Origin of the sequence: Fictibacillus nanhaiensis, from assembly GCF_042686385.1 — a bacterium.
GTDB classification, from domain to species: Bacteria; Bacillota; Bacilli; order Bacillales; family Fictibacillaceae; genus Fictibacillus; species Fictibacillus nanhaiensis.
Map to the genome: position 1 here is coordinate 119736 of NZ_JBHUPF010000002.1, position 18121 is coordinate 137856.

An 18121-nucleotide genomic window follows, 5' to 3' on the forward strand; every position below is an offset into this window, starting at 1 on the left:
TCGTCTTTAAAAGAAATTTACGTTTGTAAAAAAGCTGCTTCGGAAAATGGAAGCAACTTTTACACATTTCTCTCTTTTTGTTCAATAAGTAGAATCGCTAAGTACACGGTGAGTGCGTTCTTCAGTTGTTTCACATCAATTCCTGTTTTGTCATAAAACTTTTCCACACGATATTGAAGGCTGTTTCGGTGAATATATAATTGCTTCGCTGCTAACGAGACATTAAGATTGCACTCAACAAATACTTTGATGCTTTTTAACGTTTCCTCGTCTTCTTCTCTCCATTCTTCTACAAGTGATGTTAATGTTTGATCGGCCATAGGGCTTGCGGACTGAAGAAGAATATAAGGAACGATATCTGCTACTGTATATATGGATTTCGGCATCAAACGATTCCGCACGTCTAAAAATTGTTGCTGTTCTCTTGTATACGTTTCTTTTGCGCGACGAAGTTGATTGTTATAGCACCCAATATAGATAGAAATATCTAAATAAAAGTCTGTAGAGAGCATGTCTTTTAACGCTTCATAAGGTGTCTCGCTAAATTCCTGTTTTGATGTTTCAATAATAACGCCACTCTTAAGATCTCTGTTAAGAAGGAGAACGGCATCCTCAGGAAAAAGTCCATTGACCGCTTCTGAAAAAGAAGCATAATCTGTGATCGGCTGCTTACTAAAAAAGTGAACAAATCGATAGAAGCCCTCTTCTGTTGTAGCTTTTTCATCAAAAAGGAGCGATCTCCATTTTAACTGTTGCGCTGAAAAAGTATTTGCAAGATTATCATTTTCATAGGTATTAAACATGGAGCGAAGTAATGTTAGTTCTGATTCCGAAACAGCAGATTTAGAAATACCGAACGGTTCGCTGTCATCTGAAAGGAACCAGTAAAAGCCAGACTGCTGGGAGACGTCTGTTGTCATAGAATTCTTATAGTGTTTCTTGAGCTTATCGAGCATCCTTTTTCATATCCTTTCAAGAAAAAGCTTGCTATTATTATAGCAATGTTAAGTGGTTAACTAAACTAACAGATTCCCAAGAAGGGGGAGACACCATGAAAACGTGTCCTTGAGTAACTTCTGCAACGGTCGTGTACGACTGGGAAAATAAAGAAATCTGGACAAATAAAAAAAATTGGGACCAGCAGGATTCACCTAAAGGAACAAAATCATTGATTCTTACATTTGATGATGGACCATCCTCTGTTTTGGTTGAACTGCTAGATATCCTAAAGAAACACCAAGTAAAAGCATTGTTCTTTTGGCAATCAAAGTTATTGCATAAAAAGCGTCCTTGGAAACGTGTGATTGATGAAGGGCATATGATCGGTGGGCATTCATTGCGCCATCGGGTTTTAACGAGACGTTCTTATAGGGACCAGCTTCATGATATTTCTACGAATTTGAATCAGTTAAAGACTCTTACGGGGCAAGAAGTAAAATATTTTCGTCCGCCTTATGGACAGTTTAATGAAGACACATTGGATGTTCTGAAGGAGCTCAATGTGATTCCTTTTTTATGGGAAGTGGCGGGTCTGGATTGGGAACACAAAAAAGATCCTTTACACATTGTTCATAACATCTTGAATCATGCTGAGGATGGCTCTGTTATTCTGCTTCATGAATTAAAGCAAACCGTAGAAATTTTAGATGAATTGATTTCTGAATTAAAACGAGAAGGCTATCAGTTCGTATTGCCTCCTAAATCGTTAAATAGGGAGGGTCCTAGATGAAGAAAAAAATTGTCGTTTCATTCAGTGGTGGAAAAGACTCTATATTAGCTCTGTATCGACTGCAGAAGTCTAAAGAATGGGAGATTGATTCCTTACTCACAACGTTAACAGAGGACTACGAGCGCACAACCATGCATGGCGTTCGTAATGAACTTCTAGAGATGCAGGCAAAATCACTGGGTCTTCCGCTCCGGGCAGTTTGGATCCCAAAAGATTGTCCGAATGAACTGTACCAACAAAGAATGGCACAAGCTGTTGACGACATTAAGGCTGATGGTATACAGCACATCATGTTCGGAGATATTTTTTTAGAGGATGTAAAAAAGTACCGTGAAACCATGTTAGACGGTACAGGTATCACTCCAATTTTCCCGTTATGGGGTGAGAGTTCTGAGCAAATTATTGAGGAGTTTTTGAGTGAAGGGTTTAAGACTGTTGTGTGTTGCTCAGATACATTAAAAATAGATGCCTCTTTTACTGGCCGTGTCATAGACGAGCAGTTTATAGAAGACTATCCGAAGAAACATGATATATGTGGTGAGAACGGAGAATTTCACACGTTTGTTTTTGATGGACCGAACTTTTCCTTTCCTGTTACGTATACGTTAGGGGAGACGCGAATGGTCAAGGATATTTTCAGTAAGGAAGATCGTTTTTATTATGTGGATATCCTTCTAGAAAGGGTCGATAATAGCTAGCACGATTACCGTTCACATATACTTGGAAAATAGAATCTAAAGTATTGGAGACAAAAGTATGGACGTATGGATTTCGATTGGAATCATGGCGATTGTCGGTGCTTTTATTGGTGGACTAACAAACTCTATTGCGATCCGCATGTTATTTCGCCCATTCAATACCTTATATATTGGTAAATTTAGAGTCCCATTTACACCTGGACTCATACCGAAGCGAAGAAAACAACTTGCCGTGCAGTTGGGTGAGACCGTAACCAAGCATCTATTAACCGCCGATGGTGTGCAGGCGAAAATTAACGATGGTGAATTTCGCAAAGAGATGACTGAACTCGTTCAGGTCGAACTGAAACGCTTCTTAAAGAGTGATATGACGATCAGTGATCTGCTTAAACAAGATTTTGGTGTGGATGATGTTCAGAACCGAATCCAAGCAACAACCGAAGCATGGCTGAGTTCTCGAATGAATAGAATGCTTCAGGAATCAAATGGTAAGGAAATGAAAGATGTTCTGCCAGAAAAATTTGTTGCCAGAGGGGAAGAAAAGCTACCAGAGGTCGTAGATTGGCTATTGAATAAAGGTGTTCTTTATTTAGAAAGTGAAGAAGGCCGGAAATCACTTGCGAGTGGCATTGATGCCTTTCTAATGGATAAAGGGATGCTCGTTAACGTGGTGTCTATGTTCTTTGGAAATGTAAGCATTGCAGACAAAGTACAACCCGAACTGATCAAGTTCATGAAGCATGAAAATACACGTGAGACCTTGCTGAATCTCATCAAACGAGAGTATCGCGACTTTATGGAAAAAAGAATGGACGAGGCATTCGGGCTTTTTAACATGACTGAGATGACGACGGGTTTAGCAAAAGAAATTACAGCTAGACTGCCCATTGAAGAATATCTAAACACACCTGTCTCTTCATTAGCGAGTTCGGTTGAGAGCTGGATTGTGAATGACCTAACACCAAAAGCAGTATCTGCAGGCTTAGACCTATTTGTCGATCGATTAGAGATGCTGCTTGAAAAGATGCATCTTGCGAAGATTGTGGAAGAACAAGTTGAGGCTTTTTCGCTGGAGCGTTTAGAGGAAATCATCATCTCGATCGCGAAAAGTGAACTTAAGATGATAACATGGCTTGGCGCTTTGTTAGGTGGAATTATCGGTGTATTTCAAGGTATCCTTGTACTATTTTTGTAGAGTCTGTTATAGTGGGTACCGTAGTTAATCAATAGGAGGTATTTTACCAATGGCAAACGTATATGATGTTGCTTACGACTTAGAAAAAGCATTGCGCAATAGTGAGGACTTTACAGCTTTAAAACAAAGCTATGATGAAGTAAATAACAATCCGGAAACGAAAGAGCTTTTCGGTAAATTCCGTGATATTCAAGTTAATCTTCAACAAAAACAAATGAACGGTCAGGAAGTAACTCCTGAAGAGATTGAAGAAGCTCAAAAGCTTTTTGCTGATGTACAGCAGAACGAAACGATCTCAAAGCTTATGGCAGCTGAGCAACGCATGAGTATGATCATCAATGATCTAAATAAGGTAATCACAAAGCCACTGGAAGAGCTTTACGGACCAATGGTTGAACAAGACGGACAACAGCAATAATGATGTGCTGATTTAACCCCCTGTTACTTTTGTAGCAGGGGGTTTTTCTTTTGCCTAATATTTCTTAGGTTTGTCCGCGTTCTAAAGCATGTTTCAAGGTCATAAACTTAACACGAGTTCTTATACTATATTTTCGCGAAATGGGGGGAGCGCATCATGGTATACCGTTTACTAGCGATTGACATCGACGGAACCCTACTGCGAAGCAATTTCCGTATCGATAAAGAAACGAAAGAAGCCATTGATTATGTGCAGCAAAAAGGGGTCTATGTCACACTCGCTTCGGGCAGGAGTTTTCCATCTACACAAAAGATCGCAAAAGCGTTAAAGATCGACAGTTATTTGATCAGTCATAATGGTGGATTCATTGCTTCATCTCTTGATGAACCTCTTCAAGAGAAAAGGTTATCGGTCGAGGATACTTATAGATTGGTAGAAGTGCTTGGAAATTATGAATGCCACATGCGTGTCGTCCATGAGCGCTTCTCTGTAGGAAATCAACTCAAGCAAAAAAGTCAGCTCGTTGCGAAATTAACATTAAGCACAGGGGATCCGCTGTTCTATCCTGTATCTTTTACAGAGAATCTGGGAGACTATGTTCTCTCACAAGAAGTGGCACCGCCAAAGATGGATGTACAGTTCTTTGATGAGAAAGAATGCGAGTCTGCTATGAAGTATCTAAAAGAGCATATGCCAGACTTTGAGTATTCTTCATCGGCAAAATGTCAGTTAGAGATCACAGCTAAAAAAGTAACAAAAGGAAATGCCTTAAGATTCCTTGGCGAGAAACTTGGGATCGCTCCAAATGAGATGGTAGCGATCGGGGATTCGTATAATGATCTAGATATGATTGAGTTTGCAGGTCTAGGTGTAGCGATGGCAAACGCACCGGATGAAGTGAAAAGAAAAGCGAAGTGGATCACGCGTACAAACGACCAGTTAGGCGTACCGTACATGGTAAAAGAAGTGTTCCGCAAGCAGATGCGCTTCCAGACGATGAAACGATAATTTATTAATAATAAAGAGGGCTCTTTTTAGACATTTTGTCTGAGAGGAGTCTTTTTTTGTGTGTAGGTAAAAGTGGAGAGGGACATTTCTGCGAATTTGTGAGCGATTCTTGAAATTTGTGAGCGGTTCTAGAGATTTGTGAGCGATTCCTGAGATTTGTGAGCGATTCCTGAGATTTGTGAGCGATTCTAGAGATTTGTGAGCGGTTCTTGGGATTTGTGAGCGATTCTTGAAATTTGTGAGCGATTCTTGAGATTTATGAGCGATTCTTGAGATTTATGAGCGATTCTTGAAATTTGTGAACGATTCCTGAGATTTGTGAGCGATTCTTGGGATTTGTGAGCGATTCTAGAGATTTGTGAGCGGTTCTTGAAATTTGTGAGCGATTCCTGAGATTTATGAGCGGTTCTTGAAATTTGTGAGCGATTCTTGAGATTCTGATGGCCAGTCCATTAATTACATACAAATAGAGTTCTTTCGACACCTCCCGTCGAATTTCGTAAAAAACGTTTCAGTTTTATTACAAATGTAGAAAATGAAAGGGTTTTCATGGATCGTGACGAATAATATTTATGTAAGAACCACAATGTAAAGGGAGGATTCAAATGGAAAAAACAGTAGACCTTCAATTAAAACCAAAGGTGGCCGAGTTTCTTAACGGAACGAAAAAACATTTTATCAATGGGGAATGGGTCAGCTCTGCTAGCGGAAAAACATTTGAAACGTTAAACCCTTCAACTGGAGAAGTATTAGCAGTTGTATCTGAAGGTGGAACTGAAGATATCGACAAAGCAGTAAAAGCGGCAAGAGCAGCTTTTGAAACAGGGTATTGGTCCAAGATGCCTGCTTCAAAGCGCAGTTACTTAATCTACAAATTAGCAGAATTAATGGAAGAGAATAAAGAAGAATTAGCGCAGCTTGATACATTGGATAATGGGAAACCAATTCGCGAAACGATGAACGCAGATGTTCCGCTTGCAATTGAGCATTTCCGCTATTATGCAGGGTGGGCAACAAAAATTGTGGGACAGACGATTCCTGTAGCAGGAAGTTTCTTCAATTATACACGCCATGAAGCCCTTGGTGTAGTTGGTCAGATCATTCCTTGGAACTTCCCATTATTGATGGCAGCTTGGAAGCTTGGTGCAGCACTTGCGACGGGATGTACGGTCGTACTGAAGCCGGCTGAGCAAACACCTCTTTCTGCACTCTACTTGGCACAATTAGCACAAGAAGCAGGGTTTCCTGAAGGTGTGTTAAACGTTGTAACGGGTGCTGGTGAAACAGGTGCGGCATTAGTTGATCATCCAAACGTGGACAAGATCGCATTTACAGGTTCCACGGAAGTAGGAAAGCTGATCATGCGTAACGCGTCGAACTCATTAAAGCGTGTAACGCTTGAGCTTGGCGGAAAATCGCCAAATATTATTTTGCCGGATGCTGACATGAGCCGTGCGATTCCTGGGGCACTAAGCGGAATCATGTTCAACCAAGGACAAGTTTGCTGTGCGGGTTCACGTCTATATATCCAAAAGAAATCGTTTGATAATGTCGTAGCAGACCTTGTGTCTCATGCGAAAAAAATCAAGCAAGGTCCTGGGTTAGATCCAGATACTACGATGGGGCCGCTCGTATCTCAAGAGCAGCATAACCGCGTTCTTGGCTATATCCAAAAAGGACAAGATGAAGGTGCAGAATTGTTAACAGGAGGAACAACACCTTTTGACAAAGGATACTTTGTTGAGCCGACAATCTTCGCCGATGTTGATGATAAGATGACGATCGCAAAAGAAGAGATCTTCGGACCAGTTGTGGCTGCAATGCCGTTTGAAGACTTAGATGATGTGATCTCACGTGCAAACGACTCTGAGTATGGTCTTGCTGCAGGACTATGGACAGAGAATCTAAAAACAGCCCATTATGTATCGAACAAGCTTCGAGCTGGTACAGTATGGGTGAACTGCTATAATGCGTTTGATGCTGCATCACCATTCGGTGGATACAAGCAATCTGGTATCGGACGTGAAATGGGATCTTATGCATTAAACAACTACACAGAAGTAAAGAGCGTTTGGGTTAACCTTAAATAGACAACATAAGAATTACGGGGTCAAAAAATTGAGCGGATAATAGGAAAAACCGGGTGCTAGATCCAGCATCCGGTTTTTTCATTGTTCATTAATAAGCGGTGAATCTCTTCATCCGTTTGGTTTTCTCGGTGATCATGTAGAATGAACAATTTATACGTTTCTAAGCAACTGATTATTAAAGCATTACCTTAATGAATCGCAACCCTGTATCATCATAATCCAAACTGCGATAAAATTCATGGGTGTCTGTTCTTTGTTTTCCGCTATTAAGCAAGATCGCCGTACAGCCTTGCTCTTTTGCCCATTCTTCTCCATGACGAACGAGCTCCTTACCGATGCCGTTTCCTCTGAACTCTTCACTTACCACAAGAGCAGAAATGCGAGCGTAGCATCCGTTTTTTTCAAAGTATATCCCTTTTGTAAGGCCTATCATCCCAATCACTTGGTCGTTTACACTAGCCACAAAACAAGCATAAGCCGAATTAGGAAGTAGCGTTTCTAATCGCTCTGTCATCTCTTCGGGCTTTGTAGGATAACCAAGCTCTCCCATTAAATAAGAAAGTTCGTAACTGTCATCGTATCGAGCTTCACGTAGAATCACTTCACTCACTGTATTCTCCCTCGTTTCCATGAGTTTCATTAGCGATGGAAAAGAAGCAACTGTCCCTTTGGTGAAGTCAGACGATGCGTTTTTTCTTGCATGTTCAGTTCAGCCAAACGGGCTTCTCCTTGCTCTTTTGCTTTAGAATCATTCGGTGCAGAAATTGTTTCATCCAATATTTTCTCTCCGTTACTTTCGTATACCGTTAGTGCGTATGTATTCATGATGATCGAACTCCTTTCGTATCTAAATTTGATTTCAACATTCGACGAATTTTTCCTGCTATAAACTTAAGAATTTGTATGAAACTTAAGGTGCTGCCACAACGTACTAGGAATATATGGTATATTTTACAGCGGGAGGGATTTAGTCATGTTGACCATTAACGAAGTAAGAAAACAGTTTGGTAGTTTTACAGCTGTTGACGGAATTAACTTACAGATTCCTAAAGGCGAAATCTTCGGGTTGTTAGGTGCGAATGGTGCGGGGAAAACGACGACATTCCGTATGATCTTAGGATTATTAACACCATCACAAGGAAGAATTACATGGAACGATAAAGAAATCTCGTATGAGACAAGCGATCTTATAGGGTATCTACCCGAAGAAAGAGGATTATATCCAAAGCTGACAGTTAGAGAGCAGTTGATCTATCTCGGGCAGTTGCGTGGTATGACGCGATCACAAATTCAAGAACAGACGGATAAGTGGTTAAAGCGCTTCGGAGCAGAAGAGTATTTAAATAAGAAAGTAGAAGCGTTGTCTAAAGGAAATCAGCAAAAAATTCAGTTCATTGCGGCTGTTCTTCATCGACCGGAACTTTTGATCTTAGATGAACCGTTTAGCGGACTAGACCCTGTGAACGTTGAGCTTCTAAAGAGTGCTGTTCATGAGCTGAAAAAAGAAGGAACGACGATTGTTTTCTCCTCTCACCGAATGGAGCATGTAGAAGAGCTATGTCAGCATCTGTGCATCATGCATAGAGGAAAGTCAGTGGTTCAAGGAAATCTAAAAGAAATCAAGCGATCTTTTGGGAAAAAGAACGTTTCTGTTAAAGCAGACTTTGATCTAACTTATCTGAAAGATACGGCTGGAGTTATCAAGCATCGTTCAACAGGGGACGGAATCATTCTTCAAGTGGATCGAGAAGAAGTGGCAAAAGATTTATTCCAGGCTATTCAATCAAAAGGGTTCGTAAGGAAGTTTGAACTTGAGGAACCTTCGTTAAATGATATCTTCATCGAGAAAGTAGGTGTTGTTCATGAGTAAGTTTATGACCGTAATGATGCATACATATCGTTCTAAAATAAAGTCAAAACCATTCCTGATCACAACACTGATTACAATCGGTCTGCTATTTGTAATAACGAATATGAACGAGATCACAAAAATGTTCGGTGAAGATGAGGTTTCTAAAATTGGCGTAATCGACCAAACAGGAGATACGCTCCCAGCTCTTCAAACACAGCTTAAGCAAACGAGTGATGATCTGAAAGCAGAAGCGTTCACAAAATCAGAGAGTGAAGCAGAAAAAGCAGTACTTGATGGGAAGATAGAAGGCTTTTTAATCCTCGATCGTGATGCTTCAGGTATCATCACAGGAACATATAAAGCAGAAGATGTAACACAACAGAGTTTGATCGCAGATGTAGAGTTAGCGTTGCAGCAGATTAAGAACAAATCAGCCGCTGAGTCCATTGGATTGAACCAAGAACAACTTGCTGCTATTTATTCGCCGGTTTCTTTTGCTAAAGAGTCATTGTCTGATTCAGCGAAAAGTGAGGAAGAGGCAGCCCAAGTATACATCTTAGTCTACGTGGTTTTATTTTTCATGTACATGGCCGTTATGATGTATGGAAGTATGATAGCCGTAGAGGTGGCAACAGAAAAATCTTCACGTGTTATGGAAATACTGATTTCTTCTGTATCGCCAGTTACGCAAATGTTTGGGAAGATCTTTGGTATCGTACTCGTCGCATTAACTCAGCTTGCGTTGTTTGTTGCGGGAGGGTTTCTGGCAGTAAAATTAAACGGTCAGCTTAGCGGAAGCGAGAGTATCATAAATGAACTAAAGCTGAATGAGATTCCAACGTCATTAATCATCTATGCTCTAGTGTTTTTCATTTTAGGATTCTTCCTATACGCTACTCTCTTTGCGATGCTTGGTTCATTGATCAGCAGAGTTGAAGAAGTAAATAATTTGATGACACCTGTAGTGATCGTAATCGTGGCAGCATTTATGATCGCCATGTTCGGCAGAGAAAATCCAGAGTCTGGTTTTGTTGCTGCTGCATCTTACTTCCCGCTTTTCACACCGATGCTCATGCTGCTTCGCGTAGGGATGCTTTCATTACCGGTTTGGGAAGTAGCACTCGGAATCAGCGTTTTAATTGGAGCCATTTTCTTGTTCGCAATCATTGGTGCTCGAGTATATCGCGGTGGTGTTTTGATGTACGGAAACGCACCTTCCTTGAAGTTGTTCAAGCAAGCCCTTCTCTTATCCAAGCAAGAAAAGAAAAATACAACCGACATTTAATCAAAAGAAGAGAGCCTCGTGCTCTCTTTTTTACACATTCGAAAGCGAACGTGTTTTCGTATATATGTTAAAATGAAGGGAAGAATGATAGAAAAAGAGGATGAGTGAAATGATAAAGTTTTTACATTGTGCAGATCTCCATTTAGATAGTCCTTTCAAAGGGCTTTCCTCATTGCCTGAAGGGCTTTTTCAGCGACTATCTAATAGTACGTTCGTATCCTTTAAACGGCTTATCGAGCTCGCGATTTCAGAAGAAGTGGATTTTGTGGTCATCGCAGGAGATCTTTATGACAGCGGAAACCGAAGCTTAAAAGCTCAGTCGTTCTTGAAAAACTGTTTTATGAAATTGAACAGTCACAACATAAACGTATATGTTGTTCATGGCAATCATGATCCATTAGATGGTCAATGGGTTGATCTAGAGTGGCCAAGCAATGTGCACTTTTTTGATGGCAACCACATACAAACTCTCCACTTTGAAAAACAGGGAAGAGTAGTAGCGGCTCTGCATGGATTTAGCTATGAAACAGCGGCGGTTACAGATGATCGGACATTATACTACCCCGAAAAAAGAGATGATTTGTATCATATTGGAATTTTGCATGGACAGGCTGATGGATATAGCGGCCATGGCAGATACGCACCATTTTTATTAACAGAGCTTTTAAAGAAAGGCTATGATTATTGGGCGCTCGGCCATATTCATAAACGAATCGATCTAAACCTAGAGCCGATTGTTCGCTATTCAGGAAATATACAAGGCAGACATAGTGGCGAACTAGGTGAAAAAGGTGGTTACATCGTTACCTTAAACCATGATGAAGTGGAAAGTCAGTTTCAATCTACTTCTGAATTGGAATGGCAAGAATGTCGAATTGATGTAAGTGAGGTTGATAGTCTGCAAGAAGTGATCAATCTATGTGAAACAAAGATCAGCACGTATCAACAGCGAAATAAAGGTATCCTCCTCATCATAAAGTTGATGGGTCAAACACCACTTTATCATGAGCTTTTGGATGGAGTTTTTATAGAAGATCTTGAAGAAATTTTACGTGAAGAAGTTTATGATACTTCCTTTGTTCATGTTGTAACGATTAAGAATGTAACAACTCCTTCTATTCAAGAAGAACAATCCATGAAACGGTCTGCCTTTTTTCAAGATTTATTGAGTGTCCTAGAGGATGACACTGAATTGCAACTAGCGATCTCTGAGTTGTCGACACACAGAACTGCTAGAAAATACATAGACTTGAACGAACAAGATTGGGAAGATATCAAACAACAAGCAGAACAATTGTTATTATCTGAACTTCATAAAAGCAGGTAGGTGAAAAAATGAAACTGGTTTCTCTTCATATCTATCACTTCGGTGGGTTAAAGGAATGCAAAATTTCCTTTGAAGATAAAGGACTGCAGATTCTTTACGGAGAAAACGAAGCTGGAAAAACAACACTGATGGACTTTATCAAATGTATGCTCTACGGTTTTCCGACAAAAAGTCAAAACCAACGCCGCTATGAACCGAAAGACGGAAACAGAATGGGTGGTAAGATTACCATTCATCATCAATTACACGGAAAGTGGACCATTGAGAGAATTGCACGCTCAACTGTAACCGGAGATCTCACGCTTTATGATGAAAATGGGCAACAGCAAGAAGAGGCATTTCTGCTACAGTTGTTGGACGGAATGGAACAATCTTTATATACAGGTGCTTTTTGCTTTGGACTGGATGGGTTACAGAAATTAGATAAGTTATCATCAGAAGAACTCGGCAATTTTTTATTAAGTACCGCGATTTCAGGTGACCGTGATCTGCTTGATATCGAACAGTCCTTTGAAAAGAGACAAGCCCTATTATTTAAAAAAGCAGGCAAAAAACCAATCATTAATGAAAAGTTAGAACAGCTGTCTTCATCAGCAAAATCACTTCAACTGTTAAAAGAAAAAAATGAGAGTTATCAAGCGTTAACAAACGAGAAAGTCGGCCAAGAAAAGGATCTAGAGGGAATTAAACAAAAACTAACAGAGGTTCAAACCGAACTTCTCTCCTACAAGAGATTGCTCGAATTAAAGCCAGTATTGCAAAAGTACAAACAGCTTGATGTTGAAATACACTCGTTTGATGATGAACCAACTTCTTTTCCAGAAAACGGTCTACAACAATACGAGGAGTTACGAAAAAAAATTTCACGTTTAAAAAGTGACTTAACCTATGGAGATAGCCGTATTCAAGATGCTGCAGCCGAGCTCCGATCCGTTATAAGTAATGAAAATATTGTAAGGTATGAGACAGAGATTAAACGTTTGTTTAATTACCTTCCTGAATATGAACATCTTTTCTATCAGCTTCAAGAGCTACAACGTCACATACAGGCGTTAAGGAAAGAAGAGATAGAACTTTTTGATGAAATCGGTGAAACGTGGTCTGAGGAACAACTTAAGAAACTTTCACTTTCTTTATCATCTCTTCATCATCTAGAAGATTTGATCAGACAGAATGAACAGATTCAAGATAAAAAAGGCAGGTTAGAAGACGAGCTAGAAGATTCTAGAATGAAATTGGAGCGGTTAGAAACGGAAGAAGCCAAACAAAAAAAGAACCTTCTTTCTGAAGAAGAATATGCAAAGTATCAAAACTCCAATCATAAAGAAACGCGGAAGACCGCTTTCTACACAACGCTATTACCCGTTCTTTCTTCCATCTTACTCTTATGGTCGGGCTGGGTTTCAAACCATCCATCAGTCTTGTTTGCAGGTGTGCTGCTACTGATTCTATCGCTAGTGCTTAGTGTTCTGTATGTAAAGAGGAATCAGTCTGGTGAAGAAGTGCCAAAACACGTACATCAACGCTTGTTAGAAGATGAAGTAAATAGGAAACAATGGCTGGAACTCTCTTTACAGCTTACTAACGAAAACAACATTTATGTACAGCTTGCTAAAAGGCTGGATTATTTAGAGGTAGAAGAAGCATCTGTTTGGGAACATGCGAAACGCTGGGCGTCCGATCACGAATTCAGAGGGAAGTTAGAGCGTCTGTTTGTATCTGGTTATATGAAACGAGTTCTTCAGCTAAAAGAGTTGTTAAGACAGAGAAATGAAGCAGAGAATAAAGCCCAGGATATAGCGCTTAAACAAAGGAATTATGAGGAGAAAGCTTCTTCGTTATCTCTGGAATTAGGAGAAGAACATCAAGAAGATACAAAAAGCTGGATCAACTTTTGTTATGCCGAATTGGAGAAGCAACTTAAAAATCAATCACGAGTAGAACACATTCAGCAAAACAAAAAAGAACTTCTCGAGCGGAAAGATGAGCTCCAGAAAAAGATCTCTTTTTTAGATGATCAGATTCAAAGTCTGTGGAATAGGGCTAAAGTTAGCAATGAAGCTGACTTTTATGTAAAAGGAAAGAACAAAGAACGATACCACAAGTTAAAAGAAGAACGTGAAACACTTTACAATCAATTCATATCGTTAGGGTTCTTAAAAGATGAAATCGTAGCCATGGTAGAGAAGGTAACGGTACATCTTGAAAACACGCTTCATCATATTTCGACTTTGGAAGAACAGGTGAAAGAAAAGCAAAAAGAGTATGATGAGAAGGTTGAAGCAAAAGGGAAACTGGATTGGGAATTACGAAAATTGCTTGAAGATGGCAGTTACTCTGAGAACCTGCATCGATATGAGATGCTTAAAGAAGAGTGGAACACGTTAGTGAAAAAGTGGGCAAGCTTACGCCTAGCACAGCATGCACTTTCAAAAGTGAAGGAAGATTATCAAAAAACAAAGCTGCCAGCGGTTTTAGAGACTTCCAGTGTTTATTTTAGTAAAATAACAGAAAGTGAATATCAATCTATTACATTCACAGACAAAAATGAACTAATGGTTTTAAATGAGGATGGTATAGGCTTTTATCCGCATGAGTTAAGTCGGGGTACTGCTGAACAGGTGTATTTGGCTATCCGATTGGCAGTAGCTTACCATGCTGGACCAAGAGACTTCCCGATTTTAATGGATGATATTGCGGTTAACTTTGATGGATTAAGGACAAAGCGAACACTGCAACTGATACAAGAAACGGCGTTTGATCGGCAGGTCTTGTTCTTTACCTGTCATAAACATATTGTATCTACGGTTCCGGAAGTTCCTGTCATACATTGGCCACATCAAACTGTTATCGCTGAAATGTAACCAAAGGAGGGGAATGGCTCATGTCAAATGAGTATTCCATTTACTTAGTCGAAGATGAACAAGATCTTGCTCAAGTGCTGAAAGCTTACATGGAAAAAGAGGGTTGGAGCGTTTCGGTTTTTCACAATGGGGAAGATGCTTTGAAGAGTGCTGAAGAGAAGAAACCTCATCTATGGATTTTAGATATTATGCTGCCAGGTATGGATGGCTATGAAATTATTAAAGAAATCAAAAAAACTTCAGATATTCCTGTTATTTTTGTTTCTGCTCGAGACCAAGATTTAGATCGTATCGTAGGCCTTGAGTTAGGTAGCGATGATTACTTAGCGAAGCCTTTCATGCCAAGAGAACTCGTTATTCGCGTAAGAAAATTGTTAACGAGAATCTATGAAACCGGTAACCGCTTGCCTCAAACCATTGAAATTACAGGGTATATGATCGATCCGATCTCAAGAAAGATCACACGTGATGGAGAGATGATCAATCTTACAGGAAAAGAAATCGATGTTCTTCTTTATTTGATTGAGAACAAAGGAAAATCCCGTAAGCGAGAAGAGATTTTAGAATACGTGTGGGGAGACGATTATTTTGGCTCTGAACGTGCGGTGGATGATGTGATCAGACGCGTGCGTAAGAAGATGCCTCGATTGAACTTAGAGACCGTCTACGGAGCAGGTTATAGGATCATACCGTCATGATTCGCTTAAACCTAACTCAGCGGATATGGCTTTCATTCGGGCTGCTGATATTTACGATTGGCCTATTAACGGCGATCATCTATCCCTTATCCATTAAAGATACGCTGACTGAAGAAACGTATCGAATCATTGAGAACGAACAGCAGAATGTATGGGATCCCAACAATCAGCTTCCTAGAGAGGGCGAGTCTCCAACTGATTTTATTGAAAGAAGGAATGCAGCTCGTGATGTCGGACATGTTGTGATTGTTGACAAGTACGCCAACTCACAGGGTGATCCTGTACCTGAAGAAGTTCTTTATGAGATGGCTGAAAAAGCATACAAACAAAAGAAAAATAAAGGTCGTTACGAGCTCACGTATGAAGATGCGACCCTATTTTATGCGATCACAACAAAGACAAACGTAAAAGGGGAAAAGGTGTATTTAATCTCCTATATGTGGGATACGTATCGCGATCAAATGGTCAACAGATTATGGCTAAGGCTTGTACTGATTTTATTGTTCACAGGCATATTCTCCATCATTCCAGCGATTTGGTTAGCACGTTATTTACGATCACCACTCACCATCTTAGGAAAACGGTTCGAACAGATCGCTAAACGTAACTGGCAAGAGCCGTTTCATTGGAAGGGTGATGATGAATTTTATATCCTTTCCAAACAGTTTGAAGAGATGCGTCAAAACTTGTTAAGACATGACCATGCACAAAAAACGTTTATTCAACATGCTTCTCATGAATTAAAAACACCTATCATGACGATTAAGAGTTACGCTCAATCTGTGAAAGATGGCATCATGCCGAAGGATACAACGGAAGATATGATGGACGTGATCTTAAAAGAAACCGAAAGAATGGAAAAGCGTGTTCAAAACATGCTGTATTATACAAAGCTTGATGCTATGAAACTTGATGTATTAACAAAAGAGAACTTTAACTTTGGTGATCTGGCAGAGGATATTGTAGAGCGGTTCAGATATCAGCGTGAAGACATCGATTTTGAGATTACAGGTAATCATTACAATCTGAACGGCGATAAAGAGCAATGGGGCATCCTGCTTGATAATTTAGTTCAGAACGCATTGCGTTATGCTCATCAGACGATTCGACTCTCCGCTTTTAATAACGGATCTGATTGTGTTATTGAAGTGTTTAATGATGGAGAACGTCTTACTGGTGTAACGGGAGAAGAGATCTTCCAACCGTTCCGTAAGGGCAATAAAGGTCAATTTGGACTGGGTCTTGCTATTGTAAAACGAATTGCGGAATTGCATGGAGGAAAAGTAGTAGCTGAGAATAGAGCAGAAGGAGTTGCTTTTCAGATTAAGATTCCTACCACTAACCTTAAAAGAAAAGGTTAGAAGAGAATGATTCACTAGTTGTAAACTTTACAAATAGAGTGTTGTGACAAGTAGATAAATAGACGGATATGCTATACTAAAGCAAGAAAGGCGGGGTGAAAGATGAAAAAAGGACTTGCATTTTATAAGGTAGGAGAGATCGTAGACGGTTTCTTTCTTATCAAATCATCTGTAAAAGGAACGGCAAGCAATGGCAAACCATTCTTGACGCTAATCCTTCAAGATACAACAGGTGATGTGGAGGCAAAACTATGGGATAGTTCACCAGAAGATGAAGAGCTCTACGCAGCTCAAGCTATCGTAAAATTAGCTGGTGAGATGGGGAACTACAGAGGGAAAATGCAGTTGAAACTTAAAGCCATTCGCCCTGCAACGGAACTAGATGGTGTTAAGATTAGTGATTTCCTAGAAACAGCCCCATTATCCCAAGACGCGATGGTAGAAACGATCACCAAATACATATTTGAGATGAAGAATCCAAATATTCAAAGAATCACAAGACACTTGTTAAAGAAACATCAAGCTGAGTTTTTAGAATACCCTGCAGCGGTTAAGAACCATCATGAGTTTGTATCAGGCCTTGCTTTTCATGTTGTATCCATGTTGGATATGGCAAAAGCGTTCAGCAAACTTTACCCATCTCTAGATACGGATCTGCTATATTCAGGTATCATTCTGCATGACCTTGGAAAAGTCATCGAGTTGTCAGGACCAGTTGCTGCGTCTTATACACTTGAAGGAAAGCTTCTCGGTCACATTACAATTATGGTGAACGAGATCGGTAAGGCGGCAGATGAGTTAGAGATTGAAGGAGAAGAAGTAACAGTCCTTCAGCATCTTGTTTTAAGTCACCATAGTAAACCTGAGTGGGGAAGCCCTAAAGCTCCGCTGATTCGTGAAGCTGAGATCCTTCATATGATCGATAATTTTGACGCTAGAATGAACATGATGGACCGCGCTCTCGAAAAGGTACAGCCCGGAGAATTTACAGATAAGCAGTTCGCACTAGAGAACCGATCGTTATACAAGCCTCTATTCCAAGGGGAATTTGCTAAAAATTAAGGCCCGTTTCTAAAGAGTTTTAGATGTCTTCATTGACAGTTGATTGAAGTGTAAGGTGCGTGCCAACCACAAGAGATACATCTTGCAAGGCATGCGACGAGAAAGCTTACTACGGAGAATTAACTTTTAGACGCAGGAGCAAGGAACTTCTAAAGGCGTGACAGGTGAGACACTGTAGGTGCAAAGCACGAAGTGGCTCACCGCACGCCCCCCGGAAAGCGAGCAACCTGAAACGGAAATCAACAACCCACAAGGACAACGAAGCACCAAATTTTATAAAATTAACCCATTGTGTAAAAATGGGAGATATGGTAAATTTGGAATTGGAAGTTAAGAAACGAAATTTTAGGAGGCAATGACTCATGGTTAGCATTGTTCAAAGTAAGGTAAGAAAGCAAGCTAAATAACGTCTAGTCCCATTTAGGGAGGCTTATTTTGCTATGCGATCTACCTACTTTTGAGCAATCTTTCCATGTGTCATCCCGAGCCTTTTTAACGAAAAGCTTATGGTATGCACATGTAACTGTGTATACT

16 protein-coding genes are annotated in these 18121 nt (G+C 40.1%); 13 read left to right on the forward strand and 3 right to left on the reverse strand.

The genetic code is table 11. The annotated features are described in order from the left end of the window. Nucleotides 1-59: 59 nt before the first annotated feature. Entirely contained in the window at nucleotides 60-956 is an 897-nt protein-coding gene (locus ACFS5O_RS01045; RefSeq protein ID WP_205724599.1) for a PucR family transcriptional regulator, read from the reverse strand. 131 nt (nucleotides 957-1087) lie between these two features. Between ACFS5O_RS01045 and ACFS5O_RS01050 the strand changes: the two genes are divergently transcribed. From ACFS5O_RS01050 to ACFS5O_RS01075, 6 genes are all read left to right on the forward strand, one after another. Continuing rightward, the gene (locus tag ACFS5O_RS01050) at nucleotides 1088-1729 is read left to right on the forward strand and encodes a polysaccharide deacetylase family protein (protein ID WP_379838506.1); all 642 of its coding nucleotides are present in this window, start codon (nucleotides 1088-1090) and stop codon (nucleotides 1727-1729) included. Continuing rightward, nucleotides 1726-2427 carry a Dph6-related ATP pyrophosphatase gene (locus ACFS5O_RS01055; protein ID WP_205724600.1) on the forward strand — a complete coding sequence of 234 codons (702 nt, stop codon included), beginning with the start codon at nucleotides 1726-1728 and terminating at the stop codon, nucleotides 2425-2427. Before ACFS5O_RS01050 ends, ACFS5O_RS01055 begins: the two co-directional genes overlap by 4 nt. 58 nt (nucleotides 2428-2485) lie before the next feature. After that, complete coding sequence (locus ACFS5O_RS01060) at nucleotides 2486-3622, forward strand: DUF445 domain-containing protein (protein WP_205724601.1); 1137 nt, start codon at nucleotides 2486-2488, stop codon at nucleotides 3620-3622. Between the two features lie 49 nt (nucleotides 3623-3671). Further along, nucleotides 3672-4040, forward strand: a complete 369-nt coding sequence (locus ACFS5O_RS01065; RefSeq protein WP_205724602.1) for a YlbF/YmcA family competence regulator — start codon at nucleotides 3672-3674, stop codon at nucleotides 4038-4040. Nucleotides 4041-4196: 156 nt separating this feature from the next. Further along, nucleotides 4197-5048 (forward strand): Cof-type HAD-IIB family hydrolase, encoded by an 852-nt coding sequence (locus tag ACFS5O_RS01070; protein WP_205724603.1) that lies wholly within the window; start codon nucleotides 4197-4199, stop codon nucleotides 5046-5048. A gap of 605 nt (nucleotides 5049-5653) precedes the next feature. Continuing rightward, on the forward strand, nucleotides 5654-7138 hold the full coding sequence (locus ACFS5O_RS01075) for an aldehyde dehydrogenase family protein (RefSeq protein ID WP_205724604.1): 1485 nt from the start codon (nucleotides 5654-5656) through the stop codon (nucleotides 7136-7138). Nucleotides 7139-7313: 175 nt separating this feature from the next. Here ACFS5O_RS01075 and ACFS5O_RS01080 read toward each other — a convergent pair whose 3' ends face one another. Both ACFS5O_RS01080 and ACFS5O_RS01085 read right to left on the reverse strand, forming a co-directional pair. Beyond that, entirely contained in the window at nucleotides 7314-7748 is a 435-nt protein-coding gene (locus tag ACFS5O_RS01080) for a GNAT family N-acetyltransferase (protein ID WP_318300076.1), read from the reverse strand. Nucleotides 7749-7777: 29 nt separating this feature from the next. Next, nucleotides 7778-7963: a YhzD family protein gene (locus ACFS5O_RS01085; RefSeq protein ID WP_205724605.1), complete on the reverse strand. Its 186-nt coding sequence runs from the start codon at nucleotides 7961-7963 to the stop codon at nucleotides 7778-7780. 148 nt (nucleotides 7964-8111) lie between these two features. Between ACFS5O_RS01085 and ACFS5O_RS01090 the strand changes: the two genes are divergently transcribed. The 7 genes from ACFS5O_RS01090 to yhaM all read left to right on the forward strand — a co-directional run bounded on the left by ACFS5O_RS01090 (nucleotide 8112) and on the right by yhaM (nucleotide 17587). Continuing rightward, entirely contained in the window at nucleotides 8112-9008 is an 897-nt protein-coding gene (locus ACFS5O_RS01090) for an ABC transporter ATP-binding protein (RefSeq protein ID WP_205724606.1), read from the forward strand. Then, a complete protein-coding gene (locus ACFS5O_RS01095) occupies nucleotides 9001-10275 on the forward strand; it encodes an ABC transporter permease (RefSeq protein WP_205724607.1) in 1275 nt (424 codons plus the stop codon). Before ACFS5O_RS01090 ends, ACFS5O_RS01095 begins: the two co-directional genes overlap by 8 nt. Nucleotides 10276-10384: 109 nt before the next feature. After that, complete coding sequence (locus ACFS5O_RS01100) at nucleotides 10385-11602, forward strand: metallophosphoesterase family protein (RefSeq protein ID WP_205724608.1); 1218 nt, start codon at nucleotides 10385-10387, stop codon at nucleotides 11600-11602. Between the two features lie 8 nt (nucleotides 11603-11610). Then, nucleotides 11611-14466 carry an ATP-binding protein gene (locus ACFS5O_RS01105; RefSeq protein ID WP_205724609.1) on the forward strand — a complete coding sequence of 952 codons (2856 nt, stop codon included), beginning with the start codon at nucleotides 11611-11613 and terminating at the stop codon, nucleotides 14464-14466. A gap of 20 nt (nucleotides 14467-14486) precedes the next feature. Continuing rightward, on the forward strand, nucleotides 14487-15164 hold the full coding sequence (locus tag ACFS5O_RS01110; RefSeq protein WP_137790546.1) for a response regulator transcription factor: 678 nt from the start codon (nucleotides 14487-14489) through the stop codon (nucleotides 15162-15164). Next, complete coding sequence (locus tag ACFS5O_RS01115; protein ID WP_205724610.1) at nucleotides 15161-16525, forward strand: ATP-binding protein; 1365 nt, start codon at nucleotides 15161-15163, stop codon at nucleotides 16523-16525. Before ACFS5O_RS01110 ends, ACFS5O_RS01115 begins: the two co-directional genes overlap by 4 nt. A 102-nt stretch (nucleotides 16526-16627) precedes the next feature. Further along, nucleotides 16628-17587: a 3'-5' exoribonuclease YhaM gene (gene yhaM, locus ACFS5O_RS01120; RefSeq protein WP_205724611.1), complete on the forward strand. Its 960-nt coding sequence runs from the start codon at nucleotides 16628-16630 to the stop codon at nucleotides 17585-17587. Nucleotides 17588-18121: the final 534 nt, after the last annotated feature.

Bases quoted from the DNA above. Each gene is read 5' to 3' on its own strand.
- ACFS5O_RS01045 (WP_205724599.1), bottom strand. From the start codon at position 956: ATGCTCGATAAGCTCAAGAAACACTATAAGAATTCTATGACAACAGAC.
- ACFS5O_RS01055 (WP_205724600.1), top strand. From the start codon at position 1,726: ATGAAGAAAAAAATTGTCGTTTCATTCAGTGGTGGAAAAGACTCTATA.
- ACFS5O_RS01060 (WP_205724601.1), top strand. From the start codon at position 2,486: ATGGACGTATGGATTTCGATTGGAATCATGGCGATTGTCGGTGCTTTT.
- ACFS5O_RS01065 (WP_205724602.1), top strand. From the start codon at position 3,672: ATGGCAAACGTATATGATGTTGCTTACGACTTAGAAAAAGCATTGCGC.
- ACFS5O_RS01070 (WP_205724603.1), top strand. From the start codon at position 4,197: ATGGTATACCGTTTACTAGCGATTGACATCGACGGAACCCTACTGCGA.
- ACFS5O_RS01075 (WP_205724604.1), top strand. From the start codon at position 5,654: ATGGAAAAAACAGTAGACCTTCAATTAAAACCAAAGGTGGCCGAGTTT.
- ACFS5O_RS01085 (WP_205724605.1), bottom strand. From the start codon at position 7,963: ATGAATACATACGCACTAACGGTATACGAAAGTAACGGAGAGAAAATA.
- ACFS5O_RS01090 (WP_205724606.1), top strand. From the start codon at position 8,112: ATGTTGACCATTAACGAAGTAAGAAAACAGTTTGGTAGTTTTACAGCT.
- ACFS5O_RS01095 (WP_205724607.1), top strand. From the start codon at position 9,001: ATGAGTAAGTTTATGACCGTAATGATGCATACATATCGTTCTAAAATA.
- ACFS5O_RS01100 (WP_205724608.1), top strand. From the start codon at position 10,385: ATGATAAAGTTTTTACATTGTGCAGATCTCCATTTAGATAGTCCTTTC.
- ACFS5O_RS01105 (WP_205724609.1), top strand. From the start codon at position 11,611: ATGAAACTGGTTTCTCTTCATATCTATCACTTCGGTGGGTTAAAGGAA.
- ACFS5O_RS01110 (WP_137790546.1), top strand. From the start codon at position 14,487: ATGTCAAATGAGTATTCCATTTACTTAGTCGAAGATGAACAAGATCTT.
- ACFS5O_RS01115 (WP_205724610.1), top strand. From the start codon at position 15,161: ATGATTCGCTTAAACCTAACTCAGCGGATATGGCTTTCATTCGGGCTG.
- yhaM (WP_205724611.1), top strand. From the start codon at position 16,628: ATGAAAAAAGGACTTGCATTTTATAAGGTAGGAGAGATCGTAGACGGT.